Source organism: Bradyrhizobium sp. LHD-71 (genome assembly GCF_031157255.1).
Lineage (GTDB): Bacteria > Pseudomonadota > Alphaproteobacteria > Rhizobiales > Xanthobacteraceae > P52-10.
This window is the reverse complement of record NZ_JAVIFX010000002.1, coordinates 144,494-166,928: the sequence shown is the minus strand read 5'-3', so window position 1 is coordinate 166,928 and position 22,435 is coordinate 144,494. Positions and strand designations below refer to the sequence as shown.

Genomic DNA, 22,435 nt, shown 5'->3' with positions numbered 1-22,435 from the left:
CCCCGCTGCAATGATGACTACTTCACGAACCCCAGCTTGCTTGCTGCGATGTAAAGTGCAAGCACGGCTGCGTTCGAGACGTTCAGGCTCTTGATCTCGCCCGGCATGTCGAGCCGGGCGACGACGTCACAGGTTTCGCGGGTGAGCTGGCGCAGGCCCTTGCCTTCGGCGCCCAGCACGAGCGCCAACGGCTCCGTCATGGCGACCGCGCTCAAGGTCTCGCTGCCGGCGCTATCGAGTCCCACTGCCATGAAGCCGCGCTCTTTCAATTCGTTCAGGGCGCGGGCGAGATTCTGGACGGTGATGAACGGCACGAACTCCAGCGCGCCCGACGCCGACTTGGCGAGCACGCCGGTCACCTCCGGCGAGTGCCGGGCCGTCGTGACGATCGCCTTCACGGCGAAGGCTGCCGCCGAGCGGAGGATGGCGCCGACATTGTGCGGGTCGGTGATCTGATCCAGCACCAGCACCATGCCTTGCGTTTCCAGCGTGTCGATCGTCGGTGCGGGCAGGGGATCGGCCTCCGCCAGCAGGCCTTGATGCACCGCGTCCGGCGGCAATTGCGCGGCGATCTGGTCTGGCCGGACGATCTCAGGCTTCACGCGCGGCGCAATGCTCTCCTCGGCGAGCCGACGTGCGGCGTTCTCGGTCGCCAGCAGCTTGCGAATCTTCCGCTTCGGATTGGCCAGTGCCAGCGTCACCGAATGCCAGCCGTACAGAACGACGACATCCGTCGATGCGCGCTGCGACCGGCCGAACGGGCGCGCCGGTTTGCGTGAGCGAAAATCTCCCCCTCGCTTGCGGAAGCGCTCGCCCATGGATCAGTTGTCCTTCTTAGGCAGGCGATGGCCGGTGACGTGCGATCCCGTATGCGGCGACAGCCGGATATACGCAAGCGCTGCCACTGTCACCACTGTGAGCGTGAAGCCGAGACCGACGCGGAAGTCGAACATCGTGAGCGGCGCGTCCGCGGCACCTCGCGCCGCAGCCGACAGCGCCAGCACGAGAGCGGCCAGACCCACGCCGATCCCGGCACAGACCTGGAATGACATGCTGTTCAGCGCCGACGCGCTCGAGATCTGGTCCGGCCGCAGGTCGGCGAAGACGAGGGAGTTCAGCGCCGTGAACTGAATCGAGCGGCTCGCGCCGACCACGACGAGCAGCGGCACGAGGATCCAGAGGGGGGTCTGCGGGTCGATGACGAGCAGCGGGGCGCTCGCAATCGCGACGAACAGGGTGCCGCCAATCAGCGTGTTGCGAAAGCCGAAGGTGCGCACGATCCGGTTCGCGACCACCTTGATGCCAAGGTCGCCAGCGAGGTAGGCCCCGATCAGGAGACCACTTGCAAATGCGGTCATGCCGAAGCCCACCTGGAACATGATCGGCAATATGAACATCGTGCCGTTGGAGGAAAGGCGGAACAGGCCACCGCCCCAGAGTGTGCCGATCGAGAACGATGGTATTTTGAACGGGGCCAGCGACAACAGCGGGGCGGGATGGCGCTGCGCGTGGCGGACGGCCAGAAACCCGAGCACAAGTCCGAGCCCGACGATGCCGAGCGCCACGACCAGCGACTCGTTGCGACTGACGCTCTCAATGCCGAAGATCAGCGCACCGAGCGCGCCGCCGGTGAGCACGAACCCGAGCGCATCGAAGCGGCGCCGCGCACTCGGTCGGTGCCGGTCGAAGAATGTCAGCACCAGGACGATGCCGAGAATGCCGATCGGCACGTTGATGTAGAAGATCCAGCGCCACGACAGATATGTCGTCAGCAGGCCGCCGAGCGGCGGACCGATCACCAGTGCGCTCAAGCCGGGCCAGGTGACGAACGCGATCATGCGCAGGAGCTGCGTCGGGTGGGTACGCCGCATCACCTCGATGCGGCCGACCGGTGACATCATCGCGCCGCCGATGCCCTGCAGCACGCGCGCGGCGGTGAACTGGGTCAGGGTTTCGGCAAGGCCACACAGTACCGACGCGATGGTGAAGACGGCGATCGCACAGGCGAATACGTTGCGTGCGCCGAAACGATCCGAAAGCCAGGCGCTGGCCGGAATGAAGATCGCAACCGTGATGAGATAGGAGGAGATGCCGGTGGAGACCGCGACCGGCGTTGTTCCGAAGCTCGCCGCCATCTGCGGGATGGCAGGCGAGATAATGGTCGCGTCCAGGATCTCCATGAACAGCGCCGCCGCAGCAATCAGCGCAATCAGCGTCGGGTTGTCCGGCGGATGCGGGGCAGGGCTTTGAGCTGATCGCGTGGCCGCTGGGGCGGCCTGGTCGACGGCGCCGGATTGGGCCGGGAGGGTCACTTGCAACTCCGCGGAGATTCTCTTTGAGTTTCGGCGCTGTGTTCTTGAGGGAGGCTATTTCCGGATTCCGTGGCCCGGTCAAGGCATTCGGGCCCGGGTCCGAAAAGCGCTCCCAATCATCTTGGTCTGTGTCGCCGATCCGGCTTAACGATCGATCGCGGCGCTGCCGCTTTGGTCCATCTCGTTAAGGCCCTTTTTCTCCAAATCCTTCGCGGCATCAAGAAAAGCCCGCAATGCCGGCGGTACGGCGCGATGTCCGGGATAGTAGACCGCAACTCGCTCCGGAGCAGGCATCCAGGCCGTCAGGACCTTGAGCAGGCGGCCATCCGACAAGGCCGTTTCGGCGGCCCAATCCGCCACATAGGCGATGCCCAGGCCTTTTATGGCGGCTTCGACCATCAGCTCCTCATCGTCAAGGACGAGGGGGCCGTTCGCATCGATCGTCAGTTCCTGGCCAGCACGCTCGAATTCCCATCGGTAGAGCTTGCCGCTGGGCCTCCGATGGCCGATGCAACGGTGGCGTTGCAATTCCTCCGGCATTGCCGGCTCGCCGAAGCGATCGAGATAGGCCGGCGATACGACACAGATGAACGCCAGGGTGCGCGCAAATGGCACCGCGATCATATCTTTGGGGACCGACGCGAGGAGGCGCACGCCGGCATCAAACCCGCCGGAGACTATGTCGATCAGCCGCCCCTCGACCACGATGTCCACCGTCAAGTCCGGATGGCGCTCCGCCAGCTGAGGAAGAACGTCTCGGACGAGAAGCGCGGCCGGCAATCGTGGTGCGTTGATGCGGACCGTTCCCGCAACAGAGCCCCGGAACGCTGCAACGCTTTCGAGTGCCTCGTCCAGCGACGTGAGCGCGGGCTGAAGGCGGGCGAGCAACTGGAAGCCGGCTTCCGTCGGCGAGACGCTGCGCGTGGTGCGGTTCAGAAGACGCATCCCCATGCGTTCCTCGAGCGCACGCATTGTATGGCTCAGGGTGGAGGGCGCTGTCCCGATCTCGTCCGCTGCGCGGCGGAAGCTGCGGTGCGTGGCAACGGCTATGAAAGCGGCAAGATCGTTGAGCGACGGACGCGGCATTGATGGGTATTTTGCATCAGTCCGTGTCAATTTCAATGTCTAATGTGCGTAATGCCGCCGGTTTATGTCCTGTCAGCGCGGTCGATGTGGCGGCTTGCGGCCGCAAGACACGAGGCGTCTCACCCACAGGAAAGGGCAATACCATGGCCAAACGCGATGCAATCTACCCTGCCGATCGGCATGCGCTTTACGATGCTCACCGTTATTCGGCGGCGATCCGCTCGGGAGACCTTCTGTTCGTGTCAGGCCAGGTGGGTAGCCGCGAGGATGGTTCTCCGGAGCCCGAATTCAAGCGCCAGGTCCAGCTCGCCTTCGACAATTTGAATGCCGTTCTGGCGGTCGCCGGTTGCACCTTCGAGGATGTTGTGGACGTCACCACCTTCCATACCGATCCGGAGCGCCAATTCGAAACCTTCATGGCTGTCCGCGACAAGGCAATCGGCGATCCGCCTTATCCGAACTGGACCGCAGTGGGGGTGAACTGGCTGGCCGGCTTCGACTTCGAGATCAAGGTCATTGCGCGCATCCCTCAACGTTGAGAGGCGCTGCCGGCTTGCCGAGCCGTATCTGGCAAAGCCAGCGAAGGCTGGTGGGGGAGGCAGGACTCGAACCTGCGAAGCCATGAGGCGGCTGATTTACAGTCAGCTCCCTTTGCCACTCGGGACACTCCCCCGGAGCCGCCAAGGTCGGGATTGGCGCGGTCAGGACCGGATTGTGCGCGGATGCGGAACACAAGGCCCTGCGCAGGGCGACCCACGCTATTTGCGGCGGGCGGTTTATGGGCACCCCCCGGCCGGAAGTCAATGGAAACCGGCAGGGGTTGGGGATCCCGCGGACGCCGTCTCGATAGATATGCATGCCGCGCGTGATGTCAGCGCGCGTCATGCAGATCGCCGAGTTCGGCCAGGAGCCAGTGTTTGAACACTTCGAGCGCGCGATTGCGCCGCGCCGGCGGCGGATGCACCAGCCAATAGCTTCCGGCCGAAGACACGATCGGAAACAGACGGCAGATCGCGCCCTGTCGTTCGCGCGCCGCGATGAACGGCTCCATGCCAAGTGCGATGCCCGCGCCTTGCTCAGCTGCCTGAATGGCTGCGACGTAGTTGTCGACGGCAATCGAGCGGGCGGGCTTGAGCTTCGCCACGCCCGCCCGCTTCAGCCATTGCGGCCACGCTCCAGGGAATGGCGTGACATGGATCAGCACCGCGCGGCCGAGATCGCGAGGTTCCCGCAGCTTCAGGCGGCGCGCCAGTGCAGGCGTGGCGACCGGCGTCGCCCTCAAGGGAGCCAGATGCAACGCGTCCAGTCCAGCGAACGAGCCGTTGCTGACGCTGATGCCCGCGTCGAAAGCCTCCACGTTGAAGTCGACGTTGTGCATCGAGGTCTCGATCGCAAGATCGATGTCCGGATGCTTCGCAACGAAGCTGGCCAGGCGCGGGATCAGCCAGGCGGAGGCGAACAGCGGAAACACCTTCAGCTTCAGGCGCTGCCGGCCCGGCGTGCGGCCAGCCGGCAAGTCGACTCGCGCGAGTTCGGCAAACGCTCGCCCGGTCGCTCCGGCAAGCCTGCGGCCCTCGGTGGTCGGCTCGATGGCCCGGTGATTGCGCACGAACAATGCGACGCCCGTCTCTTCTTCAAGGTTGCGGATGCGGTGGCTCACGGCCGATGGGCTGAGGTTGAGCACATCCGCAGCTTCCTTGAAGCTGCCCAGCCGGACCGCGACGTCGAAGGCCTGTAGCGCCAGAAGCTGTGCCGGTCTGAGCGTCGCCGCCGCAATGCGCGGGGTGGCTGTCCTTCGGTTCGGCGGTGCACGCTTCATAGATAGGTCCTAGTCTTTCAATCTACGTCGCCTGGCGGGCGATGGCCAACATTTCGGATGAATGCGGCTCACCTGAGACGGATGCGGTTTCTCTTGCGCCTCGTTCAAGGTCCCGAAATGCTGTCAAACGTGCAGCCAACACTCGTAAGGGGCCTGATGTCGTCACGCCAAGGCCTAATGCTGAAGCCGCGCATGGCCTTCGTCGTGCTCGGCATCTGCTTCGCATTGTCCATGCTGGGGCGAAGCGCCAATGAGATCTTTCCGGTTTTCCTGCTGCCAATCTCGGCGGAGTTCGGTTGGGATCGAGCTGAGGTCGTTTCGATCTATTCGCTTGCGGCCCTGTCGGCAGGGCTGGCGTCGCCGCTGGTCGGCAGGCTCTTCGACCTTTTGGGACCGCGCGCTGTATATGCCTTCGGGCTGTTGCTCGTGGGTGGTGGCTTCTCGGCGGCCGCGTATGCACAGGCGCTGTGGCAACTTCAGCTCTGCGTCGGCCTTGCTGCCGGATTCGGCGCCGCCTGCCTCGGGACGGTCGCAAGCTCGTTGCTGCTCGGCCGCTGGTTTGGCCCGCGGCTGCCAATGGCCATGGCGGTCGTCTTCGCCGCGACCGGCATCGGCACGCTCATCGGGCTTCCGCTGTCGCAGGTGCTGATCGACGCTTATGGATGGCGCGGCGCTTATCGCTTGATCGGCGTTGTCATGCTTGGTCTTGCTGTCCCGCTGCTCGTGCTGCCTTGGCGTCGCCTCGCAGCCGGTGCGAGCGGAGCCATTGCGGCACCGTCGGACCAAGCCGGCGCGGAGTGGAAGCTCAGCTCGGCCATGTGCCATCACGCCTTCTGGGCGCTGTTCAGCACGTATTTCTTCACGGGCGTCGGTATGTACTGCATTGCTGCGCAGGTTGTCGCCTATCTCGTCGAAGCAGGCTTTCCGCCGTTGCAGGCGGCAACCGCGTGGGGTTTCAGCGGTGTAGCGCTTGCGGCTGGGATGGTGAGCGTCAGCTTGCTTGACGGGTTGCTCGGCCGGCGTCGTGCCATCCTGTTCGCCTATGGTCTCTCGGTGACCGGGATCATCATGTTGTGGCTCTTGCGCGCCTATCCAAGCATCTGGTTGCTCGCCGGCTTCATCATCTGCTTCGGCAGCACGATCGGTTCGCGTGGTCCGCTGATTTCAGCAACCGCCATGACGATCTTCCGCGGTGAGCGCGTCGGTACGATCTTCGGCGCGATCTCGCTGGGCAGCGGGCTCGGCGCCGCCTTCGGGTCCTGGAGCGGCGGCCTTATTCACGACTGGACCGGCAACTACGACCTGATGATCGTCTTTGCCCTGGTAAACCTTCTGTTAGGGATGATGCCATTCCTGGTCGTGCCGTCGCTGCGGCAGTGACAACGAGAAGAACACCCCGCTCCGCGATCATCGGGCGGCGCCGACAAGCCGGCCGTGCATCCCGCCATATCGCAGCCCGCCCATCTTACCTCATACCGCGCCCTCGATTAGGATTGCTCCGAGGGCCCCATGAGGTTGACGCGCCGCAAGCTTCTGGTCGTATCTGCCGCCGTATTGGCGTCACCCCGTGTCGCGCGTGCACTGACCATCGCAGACGCGGCCGGGCGGATGATCAACGTGCCGGCCCGCATCGATCGCGTATTCCCGGCCGGTCCACCTGCAGCCATCGCACATTACACATTGCAGCCTCAGACGCTTCTGGGCTGGCCGCGGGCCAACCGACAGGCTGAGCTTGCGTATCTCGATCCTGAGATCGGAGCGCGGCCGGAGCTTGGACGATTGACGGGGCGTGGCAACACCACGAGCCTAGAAGTGCTCCTTCAGCTGAAGCCTGACCTCATTCTCGATATCGGCTCGACCGCGCGCACCTTTGTCGAAACGGCTGATCGTGTGCAGGCACAGACCGGCATTGCCTATGCATTGCTCGATGGTCGATTCGACAAGATTGCCGAGAGTTACCGGCTCCATGGGCAACTCGTCGGCGAGCCGGCGCGTGGGGAGGATCTTGCGCGCTTCTGTGAGGATGTCGTGCGTACGTGTCGATCGCGGATTACGAGTGTTGCGGCCGAACGACGGCCGAGGGTGTACTATGCTCGCGGCCCGCGCGGGCTCGAAACCGGACTTGGTGGTTCCATCAACGTCGAGACCGTCGAGTTCATGGGCGCTGTCAATGTCGCCGGGCAGACACGCGGTGGGCTTGCCACAGTTTCCATCGAACAGGTGCTGGCGTGGGATCCGGAGGTGATCATCACCATCGATCAGAACTTTGCGCGTAACGTCCGCGGCGATCCGTCGTGGGCGAGTGTCAAGGCCGTGCGCGAAGGGAGGGTCCACCTCTCGCCCAAGCTGCCCTTCGGCTGGGTGGATTTTCCGCCGTCGGTCAACCGCGTGCCGGGCCTGATCTGGCTCGGCAAGCTGCTTTACCCGAACCTGTTTCCGGAAGATCTGGCCGAAGTGACGCGCGAGTTCTACGCGCGCTTCTATCATCACACGCCGACCGATGCGCAGATCGGCGCCGTGCTGGAAGGACGCGAATGAGCGATCGTTTCGGGGCGACTGGCGGATTGGTGCTTGGTCTCGGCCTGCTCGTTGTCGGCGTGTCGCTTGCCTTCTCCGTCGGGCGCTTTCCAGTCGGCCTGATGGACCTCGCCAGCGCGCTTTGGTCACGTCTGAGCGGCGAGCCTTCGACGCTGACGCCCGCAGCGGAAGCGGTCATTTTCAACATCCGCGGGCCGCGTGTGCTCGCCGCCATCCTTTGCGGCGCGGCGCTCGCGGTCGCCGGCGGCGCATTCCAGGGCTTGTTCCGTAATCCGCTGGTCTCGCCCGATATTCTGGGCGCATCGTCGGGTGCTGCGCTCGGCGCGATCACAGGCATCTACATCTCGGCCGGCATCGTCGTCATCCAGGGCCTTGCCTTCGCAGGCGGCCTGCTGGCGGTGGCGCTGGTCTATCTGATCGGCACCTCGATTCGCTCCGGCGACATCGCGCTCGTGCTGGTGCTGACGGGCGTGGTGGTTGGTTCGCTGCTCGGTGCAGGTGTCGGGCTCTTGAAGTACGTCGCCGACCCGTACAACCAGCTTCCCGCAATGACCTTCTGGTTGCTTGGCAGCCTCGCGGGCACCGACAAGAACGATCTGCTTCCGTTGTTCGGTCCGATCGCGCTCGGCACGATCATCCTGATTGCGCTGCGCTGGCGGATCAACGTGTTGTCGCTTCCGGAAGACGAGGCGAGGGCGCTTGGCCTCGCCACAGGCGCCTTGCGCATCGCTATCGTGGCGGCCGCCACACTGGTGACGTCCGCGAGTGTTGCGGCGGCCGGCATCATCGGCTGGGTTGGATTGATCGTGCCGCACCTGGCTCGCTTTATCGTCGGTCCCGAGTTCGGCAGGCTCATTCCCACCGCGGCGCTATTCGGCGCAAGCTACTTGCTGTTAATCGATACACTCGCTCGCAGCATGGCGCAGGTCGAGGTTCCACTTGGCATCCTGACCGCCATCATTGGTACGCCCGTGTTCATATGGCTACTGACGTCGGCGCGAAGGAGCTGGTCATGAGGCAGCGATCATGACGCTCGCGGCAGTAAAACTCAGCTACGGCTATCCCGGCCGCACCATCGGTCGCAACCTGTCGCTCGCGGTTGAAGCAGGAGAAGCGGTCGCTCTCCTTGGTCCCAATGGCGGCGGCAAGACGACGTTGCTGAAGACGATGCTCGGCTTGCTGCCACCCCATGCCGGCGCTGTGTCGATCGACGGATATTCGCTTCTGGCAATGACGGTCGGCGAGCGGGCGAGGCGGATCGCTTACGTGCCGCAGGGACATGCACCCGCGTTCGCTTTCAGCGTGCGCGATATTGTGCTGATGGGGCGCACCGCCCACAACGGTCTGTTCGCAAGCCCGACGGCCGTGGATCGCGTCGTCGTTGAGGCAAAGCTCGCCGAATTGGGGGTGAGGCACCTCCTCGACACGCCGTACACCATGATCTCGGGCGGCGAGCGGCAGCTTGTTCTCATCGCCCGAGCGCTAGTGCAGGAGCCGCGATATGTCGTCCTCGACGAACCCACGGCCAGCCTCGACTTCGGCAATCAGGGCAAAGTGATGCGGCAGATCCGCACGCTGACTGCGCAAGGGCTCGGCGTGCTGTTTACGACGCACGATCCGAATCAGGCGATGCGCTACGCCGATCGAGCGGCCTTGCTCGGCGACGGAATCCTGAAGGCTGAAGGTGCGCCCGGCAACGTCATCACAAGGGCGTCGTTGCAGGCGCTGTACGGCGCGCCCGTTACATGTGTCGGGAACGAGGCGGACACCGCATTCCTGCCCGCGTGAACCGCTCAACCGGCGAGAGGGAGAACAAAGCCGGAAATGAGGCCCCCGGAAATTGGCGCGGCCAGCGTCGGCGGCGTTGCAAAGCGGCATAAGGCGTTGCATATCTGGGTTCGCGCGGGTGTAGCTCAATGGTAGAGCAGCAGCCTTCCAAGCTGAATACGAGGGTTCGATTCCCTTCACCCGCTCCAGTTTCTTCGGCCGCTTTTGTCTGTAGCGTGCTGAAATGACAGCAGACTTCCCAATCAACTCGAAATCTTGGGAAGATCGGCGGCCCGCACGAGGGGTGCCATCAGGCAGACAACAAACAGCAAGCCCGACAATGCTATGAAAACCGGGCCAAAGCCTGTCCGCTCGGCGGCGAAGCCGATCGCCGATGGCGCCAGCAGTATGCCCGAGTAGCCCATGGTGGTGACGATCGCCATGCCCGTGCCCGACGCCATTCCTGACTGGTTGCCACCGGCCGAAAACGCGATCGGCACCATATTGGCGATGCCGAGCCCGCAGCAGGCGAAGGCGGCGATCGCCAGCCATGGCCATGGAGAAAGCGCGGCTGCCAACATGCTTGCCGCCGCGATCACGCCTGATATCCGAAACGTCTGGACGGCGCCAAAGCGGCTGCGCACGCCGTCGCCGAGGAAGCGCATGGTTGCCATGGTGCCGGAGAAACCGGCGAAGGCGAAGCCGGCGATGGCGAGATCGCTGCCAAGCTCCTGCTGCAGGTAGAGTGCAGCCCAATCGAGCACTGCGCCCTCCGGAACCATGACGCACAGCGCGATCAGCCCGATCAGATAGACGATTGCGGTGCGCGGCAGCGCGAATTTCGCGTGCTCGTGGGCGACGGGGCGGTCCTCAGCGATCAGATGCGGGAGCGCGCAGGCGACTGCGGCGATCGCGATGACCGTCACCAGCGCGGCGTGCTGCAGATGTCCGAAATTTTGAATGATGATGCCACCCGCACCGCCGCCGGCAAAACCGCCGAGACTCCAGAAGCCGTGCGACGACGACATGATGGCGCGCGTCAGCTTTCGCTCAACCACGACCGCATTGGCGTTCATGGCGACGTCCATGGTGCCGATCATGCCGCCGAACAATCCCAGCGCGACGGCCGCGAGCCAAACGTTCGGCGCCAGCGCTACTGCCAGCAGGCCGAGCGTCGCAATGGAGGCGAAGAAGCGCAGGACGTTCCGCGTGCCATGCTTCGCCATCAGGTAGCCGCTCCATGGCATGGACGACAGTGCCCCAAGGCCGAAGCAGAGGATGAGCAGGCCGAGCGTGGATTCGGTGATCTCAAGTCGAGTCAGGACTGATGGGATCTGCGGCGCCCAGCTCCCGACAAGGAAGCCATTGACCAGGAACATGGTCGCTACGGCCCAGCGGCCGCGCGCCGCAGCCGCGAGGGGATAGAGCATCGGATGTTCAATGACTCTATACCCGTGGGTTGTGAAGCCCTTTTTGCAATCATCAGACGAGGACAGCTTCCGTCGCCGGATTGGCTGAGAATTCCGCAGACGTCGACTCCAGGGCAGGGGCCGGGATTGCGGCATTGCCGCATCTTGCATTGCGATTTGCGCGGGTTGAGGGTTCCTCAAAGCGGCTTGCCCCCACTTGGCCGCGATGTATAGAAATGATCGAAGCCGTAGAAACACAAGCGTGAGGAATCGCCCATGAACTTCGATATGTCGGAACGCCAGCGCCATTGGCTCGATCGGGTCGTGAACTTCATGCAAAAGCATGTCGAACCGGCCGTGCCGACCTATCGGCAGCAAATGAATGAAGGCGATACCCGCTGGAAGGTCGTTCCCGTCCTCGAAGAGCTGAAGAAGAAGGCGCGCGCCGAGGGCCTGTGGAACATGTTCATGCCGCCGAACGACCATGAGGACGACGAGTTTCATGGCGCGGGCCTGACCAACCTCGAATACGCCCTTCTGTCCGAACAGATGGGCCGCATCAGCTGGGCGTCGGAGGTGTTCAACTGCTCGGCGCCTGACACAGGCAACATGGAAGTGTTTTTGCGCTACGGCTCCAAGGAGCAGAAGCGCAAGTGGCTGCGGCCGCTGATGGACGGCGAGATCCGCTCGGCGTTCCTGATGACCGAGCCGGCGGTCGCGTCCTCCGACGCGACCAACATCGAAACCCGTATCGAGCGCGACGGCGACTACTACAAAATCAACGGCCGCAAGTGGTTCTCGTCCGGCGCGGGCGACCCGCGCTGCAAGATCGCGATCCTGATGGGCAAGACCGATCCAAATAATCCGCGTCATCAGCAGCAGTCGCAGATCCTGGTGCCGATGGACACGCCAGGCATCACCATCGAGCGCATGCTGCCGGTGTTCGGCTACGACGACGCACCGCACGGTCACGCCCAGATCTTGCTCAAGGACGTGCGGGTGCCGCGCGAAAACCTTCTGCTCGGCGAGGGGCGGGGCTTCGAGATCGCGCAAGGGCGTCTCGGTCCGGGCCGTATCCATCACTGCATGCGCGCGATCGGCCGCGCCGAGGTCGCGCTGGAGAAGATGGTCAAGCGCCTGTCCGAGCGTGTCGCATTCGGCAAGTACATCGTCCAGCACTCGATCTGGGAGCAGCGCATCGCCGAAGCCCGCACCAACATCGAGATCAATCGGCTGATGGTGTTGAAGGCAGCCGACATGATGGACAAGGTCGGCAACAAGGCGGCGCAGCTCGAGATCGCGATGATCAAGGTCGCCGTGCCGAAGATGCTGTTGAAGATCGTCGATGACGCGATCCAGGCGTTCGGCGGCGCCGGCGTTACCGAAGACCCCGGTCTTGCGCGTATGTATGCTCAGTCGCGGACGCTGCGTCTGGTTGACGGTCCCGACGAGGTGCACAACCGCTCAATCGCGCGCATGGAAATCGCCCGCCACGGCAACTTCACGCCGATGAAGACCCGCTAAGAAGAAGGTTGGGCATCATGGCGCAAGCCGCAAGCCGCGATTCCGAGTTCTCGGGCACCAAGGAGGTCGAAGAGCGCCATCGTTTCAACGAGGCCAACCTCGACAAGTGGATGCGCGAGCATGTGGAGGGCTATTCAGGCCCGTTGAAGGTCAGCCAGTTCAAGGGCGGCCAGTCGAATCCGACGTACCGGCTCGATACGCCGGGGCGTGCCTATGTGATGCGCCGCAAGCCGTTCGGCAAGCTGCTGCCGTCGGCGCACGCCGTCGACCGCGAGTATCGCGTCATCACGGCGCTGCATGCGCAAGGGTTTCCAGCCGCCAGGACCTACGGCCTCTGCGTCGACGACAGCGTGATCGGCGCCGCGTTCTATGTCATGCAGATGGTCGAGGGACGGGTGTTCTGGGATCAGACGCTGCCGGACGTTTCGCGTGAAGATCGCAGGCCGATCTTCGAGGCGGAGATCATGACGCTCGCGAAACTGCACAGCTACGACCCCGCGAAGATCGGACTTGCCGACTACGGCCGCCCCGGCAACTATTTTGCGCGCCAGGTCGACCGCTGGACGAAGCAGTATCGCGCCTCCGAGACCGAAAAGGTCGACGAGGTCGAGCGGTTGATCGAGTGGCTGCCGAAGACGGTGCCGCAGCAGGAACGCGTGTCGGTCGTGCACGGCGACTACCGGCTCGACAACATGATCTTTGCGCCCGACACGTCGCAGGTCGTCGCGGTTCTCGACTGGGAGCTGTCGACGCTGGGCGATCCGCTGGCGGATTTCTCCTACCTGTTGATGCAGTGGATCATGTCCTCTGGCGGTGGCCGTACCGGGCTCGTTGGCGCGGATCTTTCCGCGTTGAACATTCCGACGCTGGAAGAGGCGATCGAGATCTACTGCAAGGCGACTGGGCGTCCCGGCATTCCGGACCTGAACTGGTATTTCTCTTATAATCTGTTCCGTCTCACCTGCATTCTGCAAGGCATCGCCGGTCGCATCCGCGACGGTACCGCTGCGTCGGCGCGCGCATCTGAAAGTGCAGCGCGCGTCGTGCCGCTGGCGAAGTCCTCGTGGGAGTATGCGGTGAAGGCGGGCGCGGCATAAGGGGCGAATCCGTAGCCCGGGCGAGCGAAGCGACCCCGGGGTCTGACTCTCCGCGAAGCAACCTCGGATGTCGCTTGCGCTCATCCGGGCGACAGGTCTTCAGTCATTCGCTATTCTGAGAAGGTGCCCCGGGCTGCGCTTCGCTCTACCCGGGCTACAGTTCGTTGCTGCTCCCTCACGTCCTCAACTTGCCGGCAAACGGCATCGACGCCGTGAGCCCGCCATCGACCGGGAAGGCCTGGCCGTTGACGTAGGACGCCTCGTCACTCGCAAGGAACAGACCCATCGCAGCGATTTCGTGCGGCTTGCCGCCGCGCTGCGTCGGATTGATCTGGCCGATCTTGTTTTCGGTACCACGCTCGCGGGCCCTCTCGAAGGTCGCGCGCGTCATCCCGGTTTCGATCAGTCCGGGGCACACTGCGTTGACGCGAATGCCTGTGCCGGTCAGGGAGTATGACGACGTTTGCACCAGGCTGACGACGCCGGCCTTGCTGGCGCTATAGGGGGTACCGCCGGCGTTGGCTTTCAGGCCTGCCACCGATGCCGTGCAGATGATCGAGCCGCCGTGGCCTTGCTTCATCATCTGCGCGGATGCGTGTTTGATGGCGAGAAACGGGCCGATCAGGTTGACGCGCAAAATTTCCTGCCAATGCTCGACGGTCTGGTCGTGCAGCGGCACCCAGCCGCCGGAAACGCCGGCGTTGGCCCAGATCGCATCGAGCTTGCCATAGGCTGACACGGCCTTGCCAATGAAGCTCGCGACGTCCTGCTCTAGTCCTGCGTCGCCCTTGATCGCCTCGGCCGTGCCGCCGGCCGCGCGCACCAGATTGACGGTCTCGTCGACGGCATCGGTCTTGTCGACGGCGATCAGCTTCGCGCCTTCTTTTGTGAACATCAGCGACGCGGCGCGCCCGATGCCCGAACCTGCGCCCGTGATCACGACCGATTTGCCTTCGAGACGGCCCATTTTTGTCCTCCCATATGTCACGTTTTTCACGTGTCACGTTTTTGGCGTGAGATGCATGCGCCAAAGCACCTTGAGGCTCAAGGCGTCTTGAAGCTCAAGTCACACTGACGTAGCTAATAACACGAAACAATATTGAAGGGCTTGTTCCATGTCCAATGCGTCCAGTGCCCATCCGGAGATCACACGCTGGTGGTGGGTTCGCCACGCGCCGGTGCGCGAAGACGGGGGACGTATTTACGGACAATCCGATCTCGGCTGTGATTGCAGTGATACGGTGGTGTTCCAGGGCTTGGCGCGCACGCTGCCTAAGGGCGCGATCTGGTGTTCGAGCAATCTGAAGCGCACGCATCAGACGGCCGCAGCGATCTGGCAAGCCGGTTTCCCGAAACCCGCATCGATGCAACAAGAGCCCGATTTCGCAGAGCAGAACCTCGGCGATTGGCAGGGCAGGGACCGCACGGCATTTTATGCGAGCCGGCCAGTGCAGCTTGGCAGTCACTGGTTCGGGCCGGCCGATGAAAGGACGCCCAACGGCGAAAGCTTTCTCGATCTCTATGCGCGCGTCGGCAACGGCATCAAGAAATTCAATGAGGCGCATCCGGGCTCCGACATCGTCGCCGTGGCGCATGGGGGCGTCATCAAGGCGGCGATCGCGCTGGCGCTCGGTCTCGGTCCGCAGGGCGGCCTCTCGTTCGCGGTCGAAAACTGCTCGCTGACGCGGCTCGACTATCTGACGCTGAACGGTGACGACGGCTGGCGTATCGGCATGGTCAATCATCAGCCATGGCTCGCCGGCGGCGATCATCCGGCGATGCATCAGCCGGCAGGGCCGGAGATCACGAAACTCGCCTGACGGGCCGCTGCCCGCGCGCCGTTCTTGCCGCAGGTTGCCGGAAACGGGAAAGCCTGCTTAAGCTTCGCGTCATCAAGAACGCGCGGGCGAGCGCGAACCTAGAGTCCAAAGGGAGGGTTGCATGCCAAGTCTGTTCGATATGTCCGGCAAGGTCGCGGTGGTCACCGGCTCGTCGCGCGGCATCGGCCGCGCCATCGCCGAACGCTTTGCCGAACACGGCGCAAAGGTCGTCGTATCGTCGCGCAAGCTGCCGGCCTGCGAAGAGGTAACGAAGGTGATCAACGAGCGCCACGGCGCCGGCACGGCGGTGTCGATCCCGGCCAACATTTCCTCCAAGGACGAATTGAAGAACCTGGTCGACCAAGCGACCAAGACTTTCGGCAAGGTCGACGTGCTGGTCTGCAACGCGGCGTCGAATCCTTACTACGGGCCGCTCGCCGGCATCAGTGACGACCAGTTCCGCAAGATCCTCGAGAACAACATCATCGCCAACAACTGGCTGATCTCCTACGCCGTGCCGCAGATGATCGAGCGCAAGGATGGATCGATCATCATCATTTCCTCGGTCGGTGGCTACAAGGGGTCGGCGACCATCGGCGCCTACGGCATCTCGAAGGCTGCCGACCTGCAGCTCGCACGCAATCTCGCGGTCGAATACGGTCAGCACAACATCCGTGTGAACTGCATCGCGCCCGGCCTGATCAAGACCGACTTCGCCAAGGCGCTGTGGGACAATCCGGAGACGCTGAAGACGACCGAAGCGCGCTCGCCGATGCGGCGCATCGGCCAGCCCGACGAGATCGCCGGCGGCGCGGTGTTTCTCGCCTCGAAGGCCGGCGCATTCGTCAACGGCCAGAGCATCGTCATCGATGGTGGCGGAACGATCAGCTAGTCCAAGCGAAGCAACGCCGTCATTGCGAGCGAAGCGAAGCAATCCAGTCTGAATCTGCTGCAAATGCCGCGCTGGATTGCCTCGTCGCCATAGGCGAGCGAAGCGACGCCGTTCTTACGAACGGCTATAGGCGAGCGAAGCGACGCCGTTCTTACGAACGGCTGTGCCTCGCAATGACGGCCGATCCCCAATTGGCAAGCTGCATGCGGATTGCAGCGACGAGCGCCATTGGCTGGTCGGCCATGATGTGATGGTCGGAATCCGGGATGACGACGAACGGCGCGCCCTTCGGGAGGTACGGCGCAAGCTCGTCCATGCGCCGCTCTGTCACGAAGCCCGAACGCGAGCCGCCGATCACCGCGATCGGACATTGCGCCATCGAGAGATCGTTCGCCGGATATCCGTGCAGGAATCCCGTGAAGCGCGTGGGGTCGAAGCGCCAGGTCCAGCCGATCGTATCGTCGCTACGGCGGACCTTTCGCAGCGACACGCGCGCAATCCAGTCGGCGATAAATAGGTTCTCGCAATCCTGGTCTGGTGAGAAGCGGAAGCGTGCGAGCGCCTGTTCGAGCGTATCGTAGACTCGTTTCGGGCGCGGCGCTCCCCGCATCTCGCGCTGCCGCTTGCGCGCGGCGGATCCGAGAAAAGGGCCGTCGAGCAACATCGCGCCGCCGACACGGGCGCCGGCGCGTCCGACAATTCCAGATGTGATGAAAGCACCGAACGAATGGCCAATGATGACAGGTTTCGCCGGCGATGCGAACAAGCCAGTCACCTCGGCAACGGCGAACGCCTCATCGACATAGAGATCGTAGCTGTACCGGTCGCGCCAGCCGGAGCCCCCCATGCCTGACATGGAGAAAGCAGCGACCCGATGGGTCTCCGCAAAGAACGGCGCAATGAAACTCCACCAGTCGGCGCAAGCGCCGTTGCCATGCACGAACAACAGGCCGGGCTTGCCGCGCTCGCCCCAGGCAAGTGTCTCGATCTGTGCGCCGCGCACATCGGTGAAAGTTCGTTCGGGCGCGTCGGCTATGGCCTCGTCGAACCACTGCGGAGCAGGCGGCCTTTCGCCGTGAAACGGCGCGAGCAGATGCCGCCGGTCGTCGACGATGGTCTCAACCTTGTTCATCCGTGTGTGCACCTGTTCCGTCAGCTCCTGAACGTGAATAGGGGCCGCCAATAGCTCTGTAAAGCTACGGCGGTCCCTGAACCGGAATGGGAGCTAAGCAGGAACGGTGCGTTCAGCCCTCGACCGCTGCATAGACGAGATTGCGAAACAGCACGCGCACGTATTCGCGCTGGCCCGGCGCCTGCACCATCAGCACCGCCCAGAGATTTTCAGCCGGATCCACCCAGAACTGGGTGCCGGCCGCGCCACCCCAGAAGTACTGACCGACCGAGCCGGGATAGGGCGCCATGCCCTTCTCGAGGCGAACGGCGAAGCCAAGACCGAAGCCGTGCCCGGGCGGAATGTGCGTCGTTGCGATCTTCACGTCGCTGCCGAGGTGGTTCGATGTCATCAACTCCAGCGTCTTGCGGCCGATGATGCGTTCGCCGTTCAACGAACCGCCATTAGCGAGCATCTGTGCAAAGCGCGCATAATCCGGCGCGGTTGACACCATGCCGCCGCCGCCGGATTCGGAAATCGGCTTCTGCGTCATCGAGAAATAGACGACCTTGTTGCCGGTCCACGGGTCATTCGCAAACGGCTCGGCAAGCCTGTCGTGTGCGCGCTCCTCCTCGATATGGAAGCCGCTGTCGGTCATCTGCAGCGGCGCGAGGATGTGATCGGTCAGATAGCTGCTGAGCGTCTTGCCGGAGACGACTTCGACCACTCGGCCAAGAATGTCCGTCGAGCGGCTGTAGTTCCACTCGGCGCCCGGCTGGCAGATCAATGGCAGCCCGGCGATGACTTCCGCGTGTTCTTCGTTGCTCATGTTGCGGCGATAGATCTTCGCCTCGGTATAAAGCGACTGGATCGGGCCGGGGCCGGTGATCTCGTAAGAGATGCCGCTGGTGTGGCTCAGAAGATCCTGAATGGTGATCTCGCGCTTCATCGGCACGAGATGAATCTTGCCGTCGCGCACCTCGCCGACCTGGGTTTTGGCAAAGGATGGAATGTACTTCGACAGTGGATCGTTGATGAGAAGCTTGCCGTCTTCGACCAGCTGCATGATGGCCACCGAGACGATCGGCTTCGTCATCGAGAAGATGCGGAACACCGAGTCTGGCCGCATCTTCGCGTCGGACGACGGACCCTGCCGGCCGATGGCGTCGAAATGAGCGACCTTGCCCTTGCGACCCACCATGACGACGGCGCCCGGCAGCGTGCCCTTGTCGACCTCGCGGCGGATCGCATCCGACAGGCCCTTCAACCGTGCGGACGAGAGGCCGAGGCTCTCAGGCTTGCCTTTCGGCAGGGGCGGCGTCTGAAGGCCATTTTTCTTCGGAGCTGCAGCCTTTTTGGCGGTCGCACGCGCAGGCATTGATGTCCTCCCGATCGTTCTTGATTTGCTGTTCCGGAATGCGGTCTGAACCGCGAAAGATCATCGCAGCTTGGCGCAGATTGAGAGTTTTGAACAGGCACGTTTCGCTCTGACAGCGATGCGCACAGACATAAGGCGCCTCCGTCGTCGTCCCGGCCAAGCGTAGCGCCGAGCCGGGACCTATATCCCCTGTCTTCATGAGACGACGTGCGTTTGTGACCTTCTTGCGTAACGCTTGCGTGCCGAGTCGAAGCTGCGTGGTGAACGTGACGAATACAAATCGGCGTCGGTGGTTATGGGTCCCGGCTCGGCGCTACGCTTGGCCGGGACGACATGCGGTGAGAGGCGGAGCTGGCAATCGAAGGGTAACGGAGCGTTCAGCCTCGCGGCGATGGTCGATCAGTATCTGCCGCCGTTGTTGACGCAGAATTCGATCCGACCCGGGCGGGCAATATCGTCATCGCGGGCGCCGCGTGCCACCAGCGCATCGCAACGTGCCCACAGCGATGCGCGATCGAGCCTTGGTGTCGATCTCACCGCCCTTGCTTGCGGCTCAGTCGAACCGGCTCGCCCAATCGGGTTGGGAAGGGATACGGCCTTGGACTGCGCAGCGATCCGCGCTTCTTCCCTGCGCTTCTTGCGTTCGGCGGCGGCGACCCGCGCCTGCTCGCGCTTCTTGGCATTCTCCGCGTCAATCTTGGCCTTCTGCGCAGCCTTGGCGTCGGCAGCGGCCTTCGCCTGTTCGGTGGCTGTCGCACCTTCCTTGGCCAGGCGCGCCGTCTCTTCGGCGGCCTTCTTCGCTTTCTCGGCGGCGCTCGTAGAAGCCTGCTCGGCATTCAGCTTGGAAAGCTGTGCGCGGGCCAGGTCGGCGTAGAAGCCGGCTGTATTCCTCCTCAGGAACGACTCCCATGCTTCCTTGGTGCCGACACGTTCGGCGGACTCGTAGTCGCGCCGGATCTCAGCCGCAGGATTGGCGGCTGCCGCAGGCTGGGCCGCAGCGGGCGTCTCGGGTGCAGCGGTTGTGATGAGCGAGGCCGTCTGCACCAGCGCGACCGTTGCTCCACCCAGCGAGCCATACACGAACGGCTCCTGCTTGTTGTCGGTCGCCTTCATCACATCGTCGCGCACGAGGCCGAACGCCTGGCGCAGGTCCAGGCCCGGAGTCGGCAGGTGCTTCAGCAGCGCCGTGGCGAACGGGCTGTTCTCGCCGTCGCCGTCTTCAGCCACCGATCCGCCCTTTGCCGCATAGGCGATGAGCGTGTTGGCCTTCATCGGTTCGACGGCGATCAGGCCGCGATTGAGCGAGCGCAGCGCCGACACGCGCTTCATTGATCTCGCGAACGGGTTGTCGCGGCAGGCGTCGAGAATGACGAGACGCAGTGTCTTGGCTTCCTCGACCGTCTGCAGGATGCGCTCGAGCGATATCGCTTCATCATAGACATCGCGGTCTCGCTGCAACACGGCGTCGGTCGGGATCAGATAGTTCTGCCCGTCGACCTCGATGCCATGGCCGGCAAAATAGACCACGGCCATGTCCGCGTTCTGCGACTTGTCCGAGAATTCGCGCAAGGCCCGGCGCATATCCTGGTTGTTGGCGTCGCGAATGCTCTCGACCACCTCGAAACTGGCCTTGCGCAGCATGTCGCCGATCGCGGCAGCATCCCTAGACGGATTCGAAAGCCTGGGTGCGTTCTGGTAGGCGGAGTTACCGATCACCAGCGCGATGCGCTTTTCTGCGAGTGCCGCATCATGTCCGAAGGCGAGGGCGAGGAGCGCGGCCAGGACTAGGACGATTGTGCGCATGACGTCACCAGACAGTTGGGCCAGCCGGGCGGCTGGCGTTCTACTACCGGATCGATAGCCCGGGGTCCTCATCCGTTCTGTTACCTGTGGCACACAGGCAAATCGGCCCATCAACCGCCCCGACTTTATTGGTCGGTGAACTCCGGCATGAGGTTCAGGAGCTCAGCTTCGCGGTCCCGGAACTCGGTGGCCGAGCGCGGGGCCGAAATTCGCCCTAAAACAGGACGTGACGCGAGCAAACGGCTTCGCTATAGAGACGATTCAGTAGGAGTGTAGCTCAATTGGTAGAGCACCGGTCTCCAAAACCGGGGGTCGCAGGTTCGAGCCCTGCCACTCCTGCCATTCCACTCCCGCCAATCATTTCAATCGTTTGCGTATCTGAATGACTTTGGATACCCGCATTTGGCAGGGGCGTTATCGCTCTTTCCGCCGCGCCGTGGTCCGTACGTCCGAGGGCGCAACGCCGTAGCGTTGCCGGAACGTCCGATTGAAATGCGAACGATCGCTGAAGCCGACTTCGCCCGCCACGATGTTGATGGGCCGGTTGGCGTTCCGTGGATCCGCCAGCAGGTCGTACGCGCGGGCGAGACGTTGCGCGCGAACGAACGCCGACAATGTAGTGCCCTCCCGCTCGAACAACGTCTGCACGTAACGCGGAGTGACCTGCTGGCGCGCGGCGACGGAGGTGACGGAGAGATCGTGGTTGCTTAGTCGTTCCGTGATGTCGGCCTTGATGGCGTGCAGGCGCGCGGCGCGGATGTCGCCTTCTTTGGCGAGGGACGCCGTATCGCGGGCGGCGCCGAGTGTCGCGGCGACGAGATCGCGAACGTGCGAGGCCGCAAGACGCTGGAGATCGGGTTTCGACAACACGCTGCCTAATAGCGAGTCGACGTGAGTGATCAAGAGCCGCAGGGCCTCGTTGTCTCTCAGTATCAGGTTTGGGCGTGCCAGCTGGTCGTCCAGGTCGGGTATGACGTCGGCCAGCAGTTTGCGTGACACCCGAAGCGCCGTCGCGCGTGTCGGTGCCACCCACACCATCGAGTGCGCCTCCGCGTTCCACGTGGGCACAGCTTCGCCGTTGAGAATGACGGGTTCGTGCCCGAGATGCGCAGGGCTCGAGATATCCGCATTACTGACAATGTGGAGCGCGACCTCGTCGGCGCCGTCAGCCACAACGCACCGCGTGCCTGACGTGAGCACACCAGACAGGATCATGCGTGTGATGTGGACTCCCGACGCTGACCACGTTGATGCTTCGGCATGAAGTCTGTGACGGAGCGGCATGGCGAGGTCGAGCGACGGGAGCATCCGCCTGATGCCCTCTCGCCAGAACTCTTCGTGCGAGGGCCGCCACCTCGCGACGTCGGAAGTCTCCGTCGCCATCGCGAGCGTTCCTCCAGTCCCGCACCTTTAACGCGCAATGATCGAGAAAAGTTTCAGCAGAAAAGTTGAATCGCGCTCGGGGGCGAATCGCAATCGGCGACTTTGTGCAATGGCTAGCGGAAGCCATGCGAGTTCGCTTCTCGCATCATCTGTTCGTTTTTCGCCATTGGCCGCTGCCTCCCGGCGCCACTAGCGTGAGCCAAGCTGGAATTCGAGGTGACGCAAGTTGCAACAAGATGGGAGGTCATACGATCACGCCCGATCCGATGGTCGTAAACACCGGTTTCCGCGAATTCCTTCATCAACAGGATGCGTCGAGCGGCAGATGATCCTGCCGCCGGACGTGATCCGTCGCGTCGAGAACGACCCCTTCTGGACCGATGCCAGGCGCAATCTGCGCGGCGTGCGGGTCATATAGCGGCGTCGGCATGCGTTGTTTCGGCACGGAGGAGGCCCGCATCCCTTTCATGATGCGTGACCACAGGCATCTTGAGAA

The 22,435-nt window shown here is 63.4% G+C and carries 19 protein-coding genes and 3 tRNA genes; 11 read left to right on the top strand and 11 right to left on the bottom strand.

Translation table 11 applies throughout. From position 1 onward, the window contains the following. Positions 1–17: 17 nt before the first annotated feature. From rlmB to RCO31_RS02125, 3 genes are all read right to left on the bottom strand, one after another. Positions 18–818 carry a 23S rRNA (guanosine(2251)-2'-O)-methyltransferase RlmB gene (gene rlmB / locus RCO31_RS02135; protein ID WP_308966541.1) on the bottom strand — a complete coding sequence of 267 codons (801 nt, stop codon included), beginning with the start codon at positions 816–818 and terminating at the stop codon, positions 18–20. A 3-nt stretch (positions 819–821) separates the two neighbouring features. After that, entirely contained in the window at positions 822–2,312 is a 1,491-nt protein-coding gene (locus RCO31_RS02130; protein ID WP_308966540.1) for an MFS transporter, read from the bottom strand. Positions 2,313–2,456: 144 nt separating this feature from the next. Then, positions 2,457–3,398 (bottom strand): LysR family transcriptional regulator, encoded by a 942-nt coding sequence (locus tag RCO31_RS02125; protein WP_308966539.1) that lies wholly within the window; start codon positions 3,396–3,398, stop codon positions 2,457–2,459. Positions 3,399–3,541: 143 nt separating this feature from the next. Here RCO31_RS02125 and RCO31_RS02120 point away from each other — a divergent pair, with 143 nt between their 5' ends. Then, a complete protein-coding gene (locus RCO31_RS02120) occupies positions 3,542–3,937 on the top strand; it encodes a RidA family protein (RefSeq protein WP_308966674.1) in 396 nt (131 codons plus the stop codon). Between the two features lie 48 nt (positions 3,938–3,985). Here RCO31_RS02120 and RCO31_RS02115 read toward each other — a convergent pair. Together RCO31_RS02115 and RCO31_RS02110 are read right to left on the bottom strand one after the other, a co-directional pair. After that, positions 3,986–4,071: transfer RNA gene (locus RCO31_RS02115), tRNA-Tyr, on the bottom strand. A gap of 198 nt (positions 4,072–4,269) precedes the next feature. Then, a complete protein-coding gene (locus RCO31_RS02110) occupies positions 4,270–5,217 on the bottom strand; it encodes a LysR substrate-binding domain-containing protein (protein ID WP_308966538.1) in 948 nt (315 codons plus the stop codon). A 156-nt stretch (positions 5,218–5,373) separates the two neighbouring features. On the opposite strand from RCO31_RS02110, the gene RCO31_RS02105 reads away from it, so the two are divergent. From RCO31_RS02105 to RCO31_RS02085, 5 genes are all read left to right on the top strand, one after another. Next, positions 5,374–6,597: an MFS transporter gene (locus RCO31_RS02105; RefSeq protein WP_308966537.1), complete on the top strand. Its 1,224-nt coding sequence runs from the start codon at positions 5,374–5,376 to the stop codon at positions 6,595–6,597. 129 nt (positions 6,598–6,726) lie between these two features. Next, positions 6,727–7,755, top strand: coding sequence for an iron ABC transporter substrate-binding protein (locus RCO31_RS02100; protein ID WP_308966536.1), 1,029 nt, complete (start codon positions 6,727–6,729; stop codon positions 7,753–7,755). Beyond that, complete coding sequence (locus RCO31_RS02095; RefSeq protein WP_308966535.1) at positions 7,752–8,771, top strand: iron ABC transporter permease; 1,020 nt, start codon at positions 7,752–7,754, stop codon at positions 8,769–8,771. Before RCO31_RS02100 ends, RCO31_RS02095 begins: the two co-directional genes overlap by 4 nt. Positions 8,772–8,781: 10 nt before the next feature. Beyond that, entirely contained in the window at positions 8,782–9,543 is a 762-nt protein-coding gene (locus RCO31_RS02090) for an ABC transporter ATP-binding protein (RefSeq protein WP_308966534.1), read from the top strand. A 114-nt stretch (positions 9,544–9,657) separates the two neighbouring features. Beyond that, positions 9,658–9,731, top strand: a tRNA-Gly gene (locus RCO31_RS02085). A 54-nt stretch (positions 9,732–9,785) separates the two neighbouring features. Here RCO31_RS02085 and RCO31_RS02080 read toward each other — a convergent pair. After that, positions 9,786–10,952, bottom strand: a complete 1,167-nt coding sequence (locus tag RCO31_RS02080; protein WP_308966533.1) for an MFS transporter — start codon at positions 10,950–10,952, stop codon at positions 9,786–9,788. A 255-nt stretch (positions 10,953–11,207) separates the two neighbouring features. On the opposite strand from RCO31_RS02080, the gene RCO31_RS02075 reads away from it, so the two are divergent. Together RCO31_RS02075 and RCO31_RS02070 are read left to right on the top strand one after the other, a co-directional pair. After that, positions 11,208–12,455 (top strand): acyl-CoA dehydrogenase family protein, encoded by a 1,248-nt coding sequence (locus RCO31_RS02075; RefSeq protein WP_308966532.1) that lies wholly within the window; start codon positions 11,208–11,210, stop codon positions 12,453–12,455. Positions 12,456–12,472: 17 nt separating this feature from the next. Continuing rightward, on the top strand, positions 12,473–13,552 hold the full coding sequence (locus tag RCO31_RS02070; RefSeq protein WP_308966531.1) for a phosphotransferase family protein: 1,080 nt from the start codon (positions 12,473–12,475) through the stop codon (positions 13,550–13,552). A gap of 175 nt (positions 13,553–13,727) precedes the next feature. On the opposite strand, the gene RCO31_RS02065 is transcribed toward RCO31_RS02070, so the two are convergent. Next, entirely contained in the window at positions 13,728–14,519 is a 792-nt protein-coding gene (locus RCO31_RS02065; RefSeq protein ID WP_308966529.1) for an SDR family oxidoreductase, read from the bottom strand. Positions 14,520–14,667: 148 nt separating this feature from the next. Between RCO31_RS02065 and RCO31_RS02060 the strand changes: the two genes are divergently transcribed. Together RCO31_RS02060 and RCO31_RS02055 are read left to right on the top strand one after the other, a co-directional pair. Next, on the top strand, positions 14,668–15,372 hold the full coding sequence (locus tag RCO31_RS02060) for a histidine phosphatase family protein (protein ID WP_308966528.1): 705 nt from the start codon (positions 14,668–14,670) through the stop codon (positions 15,370–15,372). A 121-nt stretch (positions 15,373–15,493) separates the two neighbouring features. Beyond that, positions 15,494–16,264, top strand: a complete 771-nt coding sequence (locus RCO31_RS02055; protein WP_308966526.1) for an SDR family oxidoreductase — start codon at positions 15,494–15,496, stop codon at positions 16,262–16,264. 151 nt (positions 16,265–16,415) lie between these two features. On the opposite strand, the gene RCO31_RS02050 is transcribed toward RCO31_RS02055, so the two are convergent. From RCO31_RS02050 to RCO31_RS02040, 3 genes are all read right to left on the bottom strand, one after another. After that, a complete protein-coding gene (locus RCO31_RS02050; protein WP_308966525.1) occupies positions 16,416–17,396 on the bottom strand; it encodes an alpha/beta hydrolase in 981 nt (326 codons plus the stop codon). A 112-nt stretch (positions 17,397–17,508) separates the two neighbouring features. After that, positions 17,509–18,753, bottom strand: coding sequence for a serine hydrolase domain-containing protein (locus RCO31_RS02045; protein WP_308966524.1), 1,245 nt, complete (start codon positions 18,751–18,753; stop codon positions 17,509–17,511). A 399-nt stretch (positions 18,754–19,152) separates the two neighbouring features. Next, complete coding sequence (locus tag RCO31_RS02040; protein ID WP_308966523.1) at positions 19,153–20,628, bottom strand: caspase family protein; 1,476 nt, start codon at positions 20,626–20,628, stop codon at positions 19,153–19,155. Positions 20,629–20,822: 194 nt separating this feature from the next. Here RCO31_RS02040 and RCO31_RS02035 point away from each other — a divergent pair. Continuing rightward, positions 20,823–20,898 (top strand) — tRNA-Trp (locus RCO31_RS02035). 72 nt (positions 20,899–20,970) lie between these two features. Here RCO31_RS02035 and RCO31_RS02030 read toward each other — a convergent pair. Further along, the gene (locus RCO31_RS02030; protein ID WP_308966522.1) at positions 20,971–21,939 is read right to left on the bottom strand and encodes a helix-turn-helix transcriptional regulator; all 969 of its coding nucleotides are present in this window, start codon (positions 21,937–21,939) and stop codon (positions 20,971–20,973) included. Positions 21,940–22,435 lie beyond the last annotated feature (496 nt).

What these genes read in the sequence shown, in the direction of transcription:
- RCO31_RS02065 (WP_308966529.1), bottom strand. Translation starts at nt 14,519, where the DNA reads ATGGGCCGTCTCGAAGGCAAATCGGTCGTGATCACGGGCGCAGGTTCG.
- RCO31_RS02075 (WP_308966532.1), top strand. Translation starts at nt 11,208, where the DNA reads ATGAACTTCGATATGTCGGAACGCCAGCGCCATTGGCTCGATCGGGTC.
- RCO31_RS02050 (WP_308966525.1), bottom strand. Translation starts at nt 17,396, where the DNA reads ATGAACAAGGTTGAGACCATCGTCGACGACCGGCGGCATCTGCTCGCG.
- RCO31_RS02120 (WP_308966674.1), top strand. Translation starts at nt 3,542, where the DNA reads ATGGCCAAACGCGATGCAATCTACCCTGCCGATCGGCATGCGCTTTAC.
- RCO31_RS02060 (WP_308966528.1), top strand. Translation starts at nt 14,668, where the DNA reads ATGTCCAATGCGTCCAGTGCCCATCCGGAGATCACACGCTGGTGGTGG.
- RCO31_RS02045 (WP_308966524.1), bottom strand. Translation starts at nt 18,753, where the DNA reads ATGCCTGCGCGTGCGACCGCCAAAAAGGCTGCAGCTCCGAAGAAAAAT.
- RCO31_RS02095 (WP_308966535.1), top strand. Translation starts at nt 7,752, where the DNA reads ATGAGCGATCGTTTCGGGGCGACTGGCGGATTGGTGCTTGGTCTCGGC.
- rlmB (WP_308966541.1), bottom strand. Translation starts at nt 818, where the DNA reads ATGGGCGAGCGCTTCCGCAAGCGAGGGGGAGATTTTCGCTCACGCAAA.
- RCO31_RS02055 (WP_308966526.1), top strand. Translation starts at nt 15,494, where the DNA reads ATGCCAAGTCTGTTCGATATGTCCGGCAAGGTCGCGGTGGTCACCGGC.
- RCO31_RS02090 (WP_308966534.1), top strand. Translation starts at nt 8,782, where the DNA reads ATGACGCTCGCGGCAGTAAAACTCAGCTACGGCTATCCCGGCCGCACC.
- RCO31_RS02040 (WP_308966523.1), bottom strand. Translation starts at nt 20,628, where the DNA reads ATGAGGACCCCGGGCTATCGATCCGGTAGTAGAACGCCAGCCGCCCGG.
- RCO31_RS02030 (WP_308966522.1), bottom strand. Translation starts at nt 21,939, where the DNA reads ATGGCGACGGAGACTTCCGACGTCGCGAGGTGGCGGCCCTCGCACGAA.
- RCO31_RS02100 (WP_308966536.1), top strand. Translation starts at nt 6,727, where the DNA reads ATGAGGTTGACGCGCCGCAAGCTTCTGGTCGTATCTGCCGCCGTATTG.
- RCO31_RS02110 (WP_308966538.1), bottom strand. Translation starts at nt 5,217, where the DNA reads ATGAAGCGTGCACCGCCGAACCGAAGGACAGCCACCCCGCGCATTGCG.
- RCO31_RS02125 (WP_308966539.1), bottom strand. Translation starts at nt 3,398, where the DNA reads ATGCCGCGTCCGTCGCTCAACGATCTTGCCGCTTTCATAGCCGTTGCC.
- RCO31_RS02105 (WP_308966537.1), top strand. Translation starts at nt 5,374, where the DNA reads ATGTCGTCACGCCAAGGCCTAATGCTGAAGCCGCGCATGGCCTTCGTC.
- RCO31_RS02070 (WP_308966531.1), top strand. Translation starts at nt 12,473, where the DNA reads ATGGCGCAAGCCGCAAGCCGCGATTCCGAGTTCTCGGGCACCAAGGAG.
- RCO31_RS02080 (WP_308966533.1), bottom strand. Translation starts at nt 10,952, where the DNA reads ATGCTCTATCCCCTCGCGGCTGCGGCGCGCGGCCGCTGGGCCGTAGCG.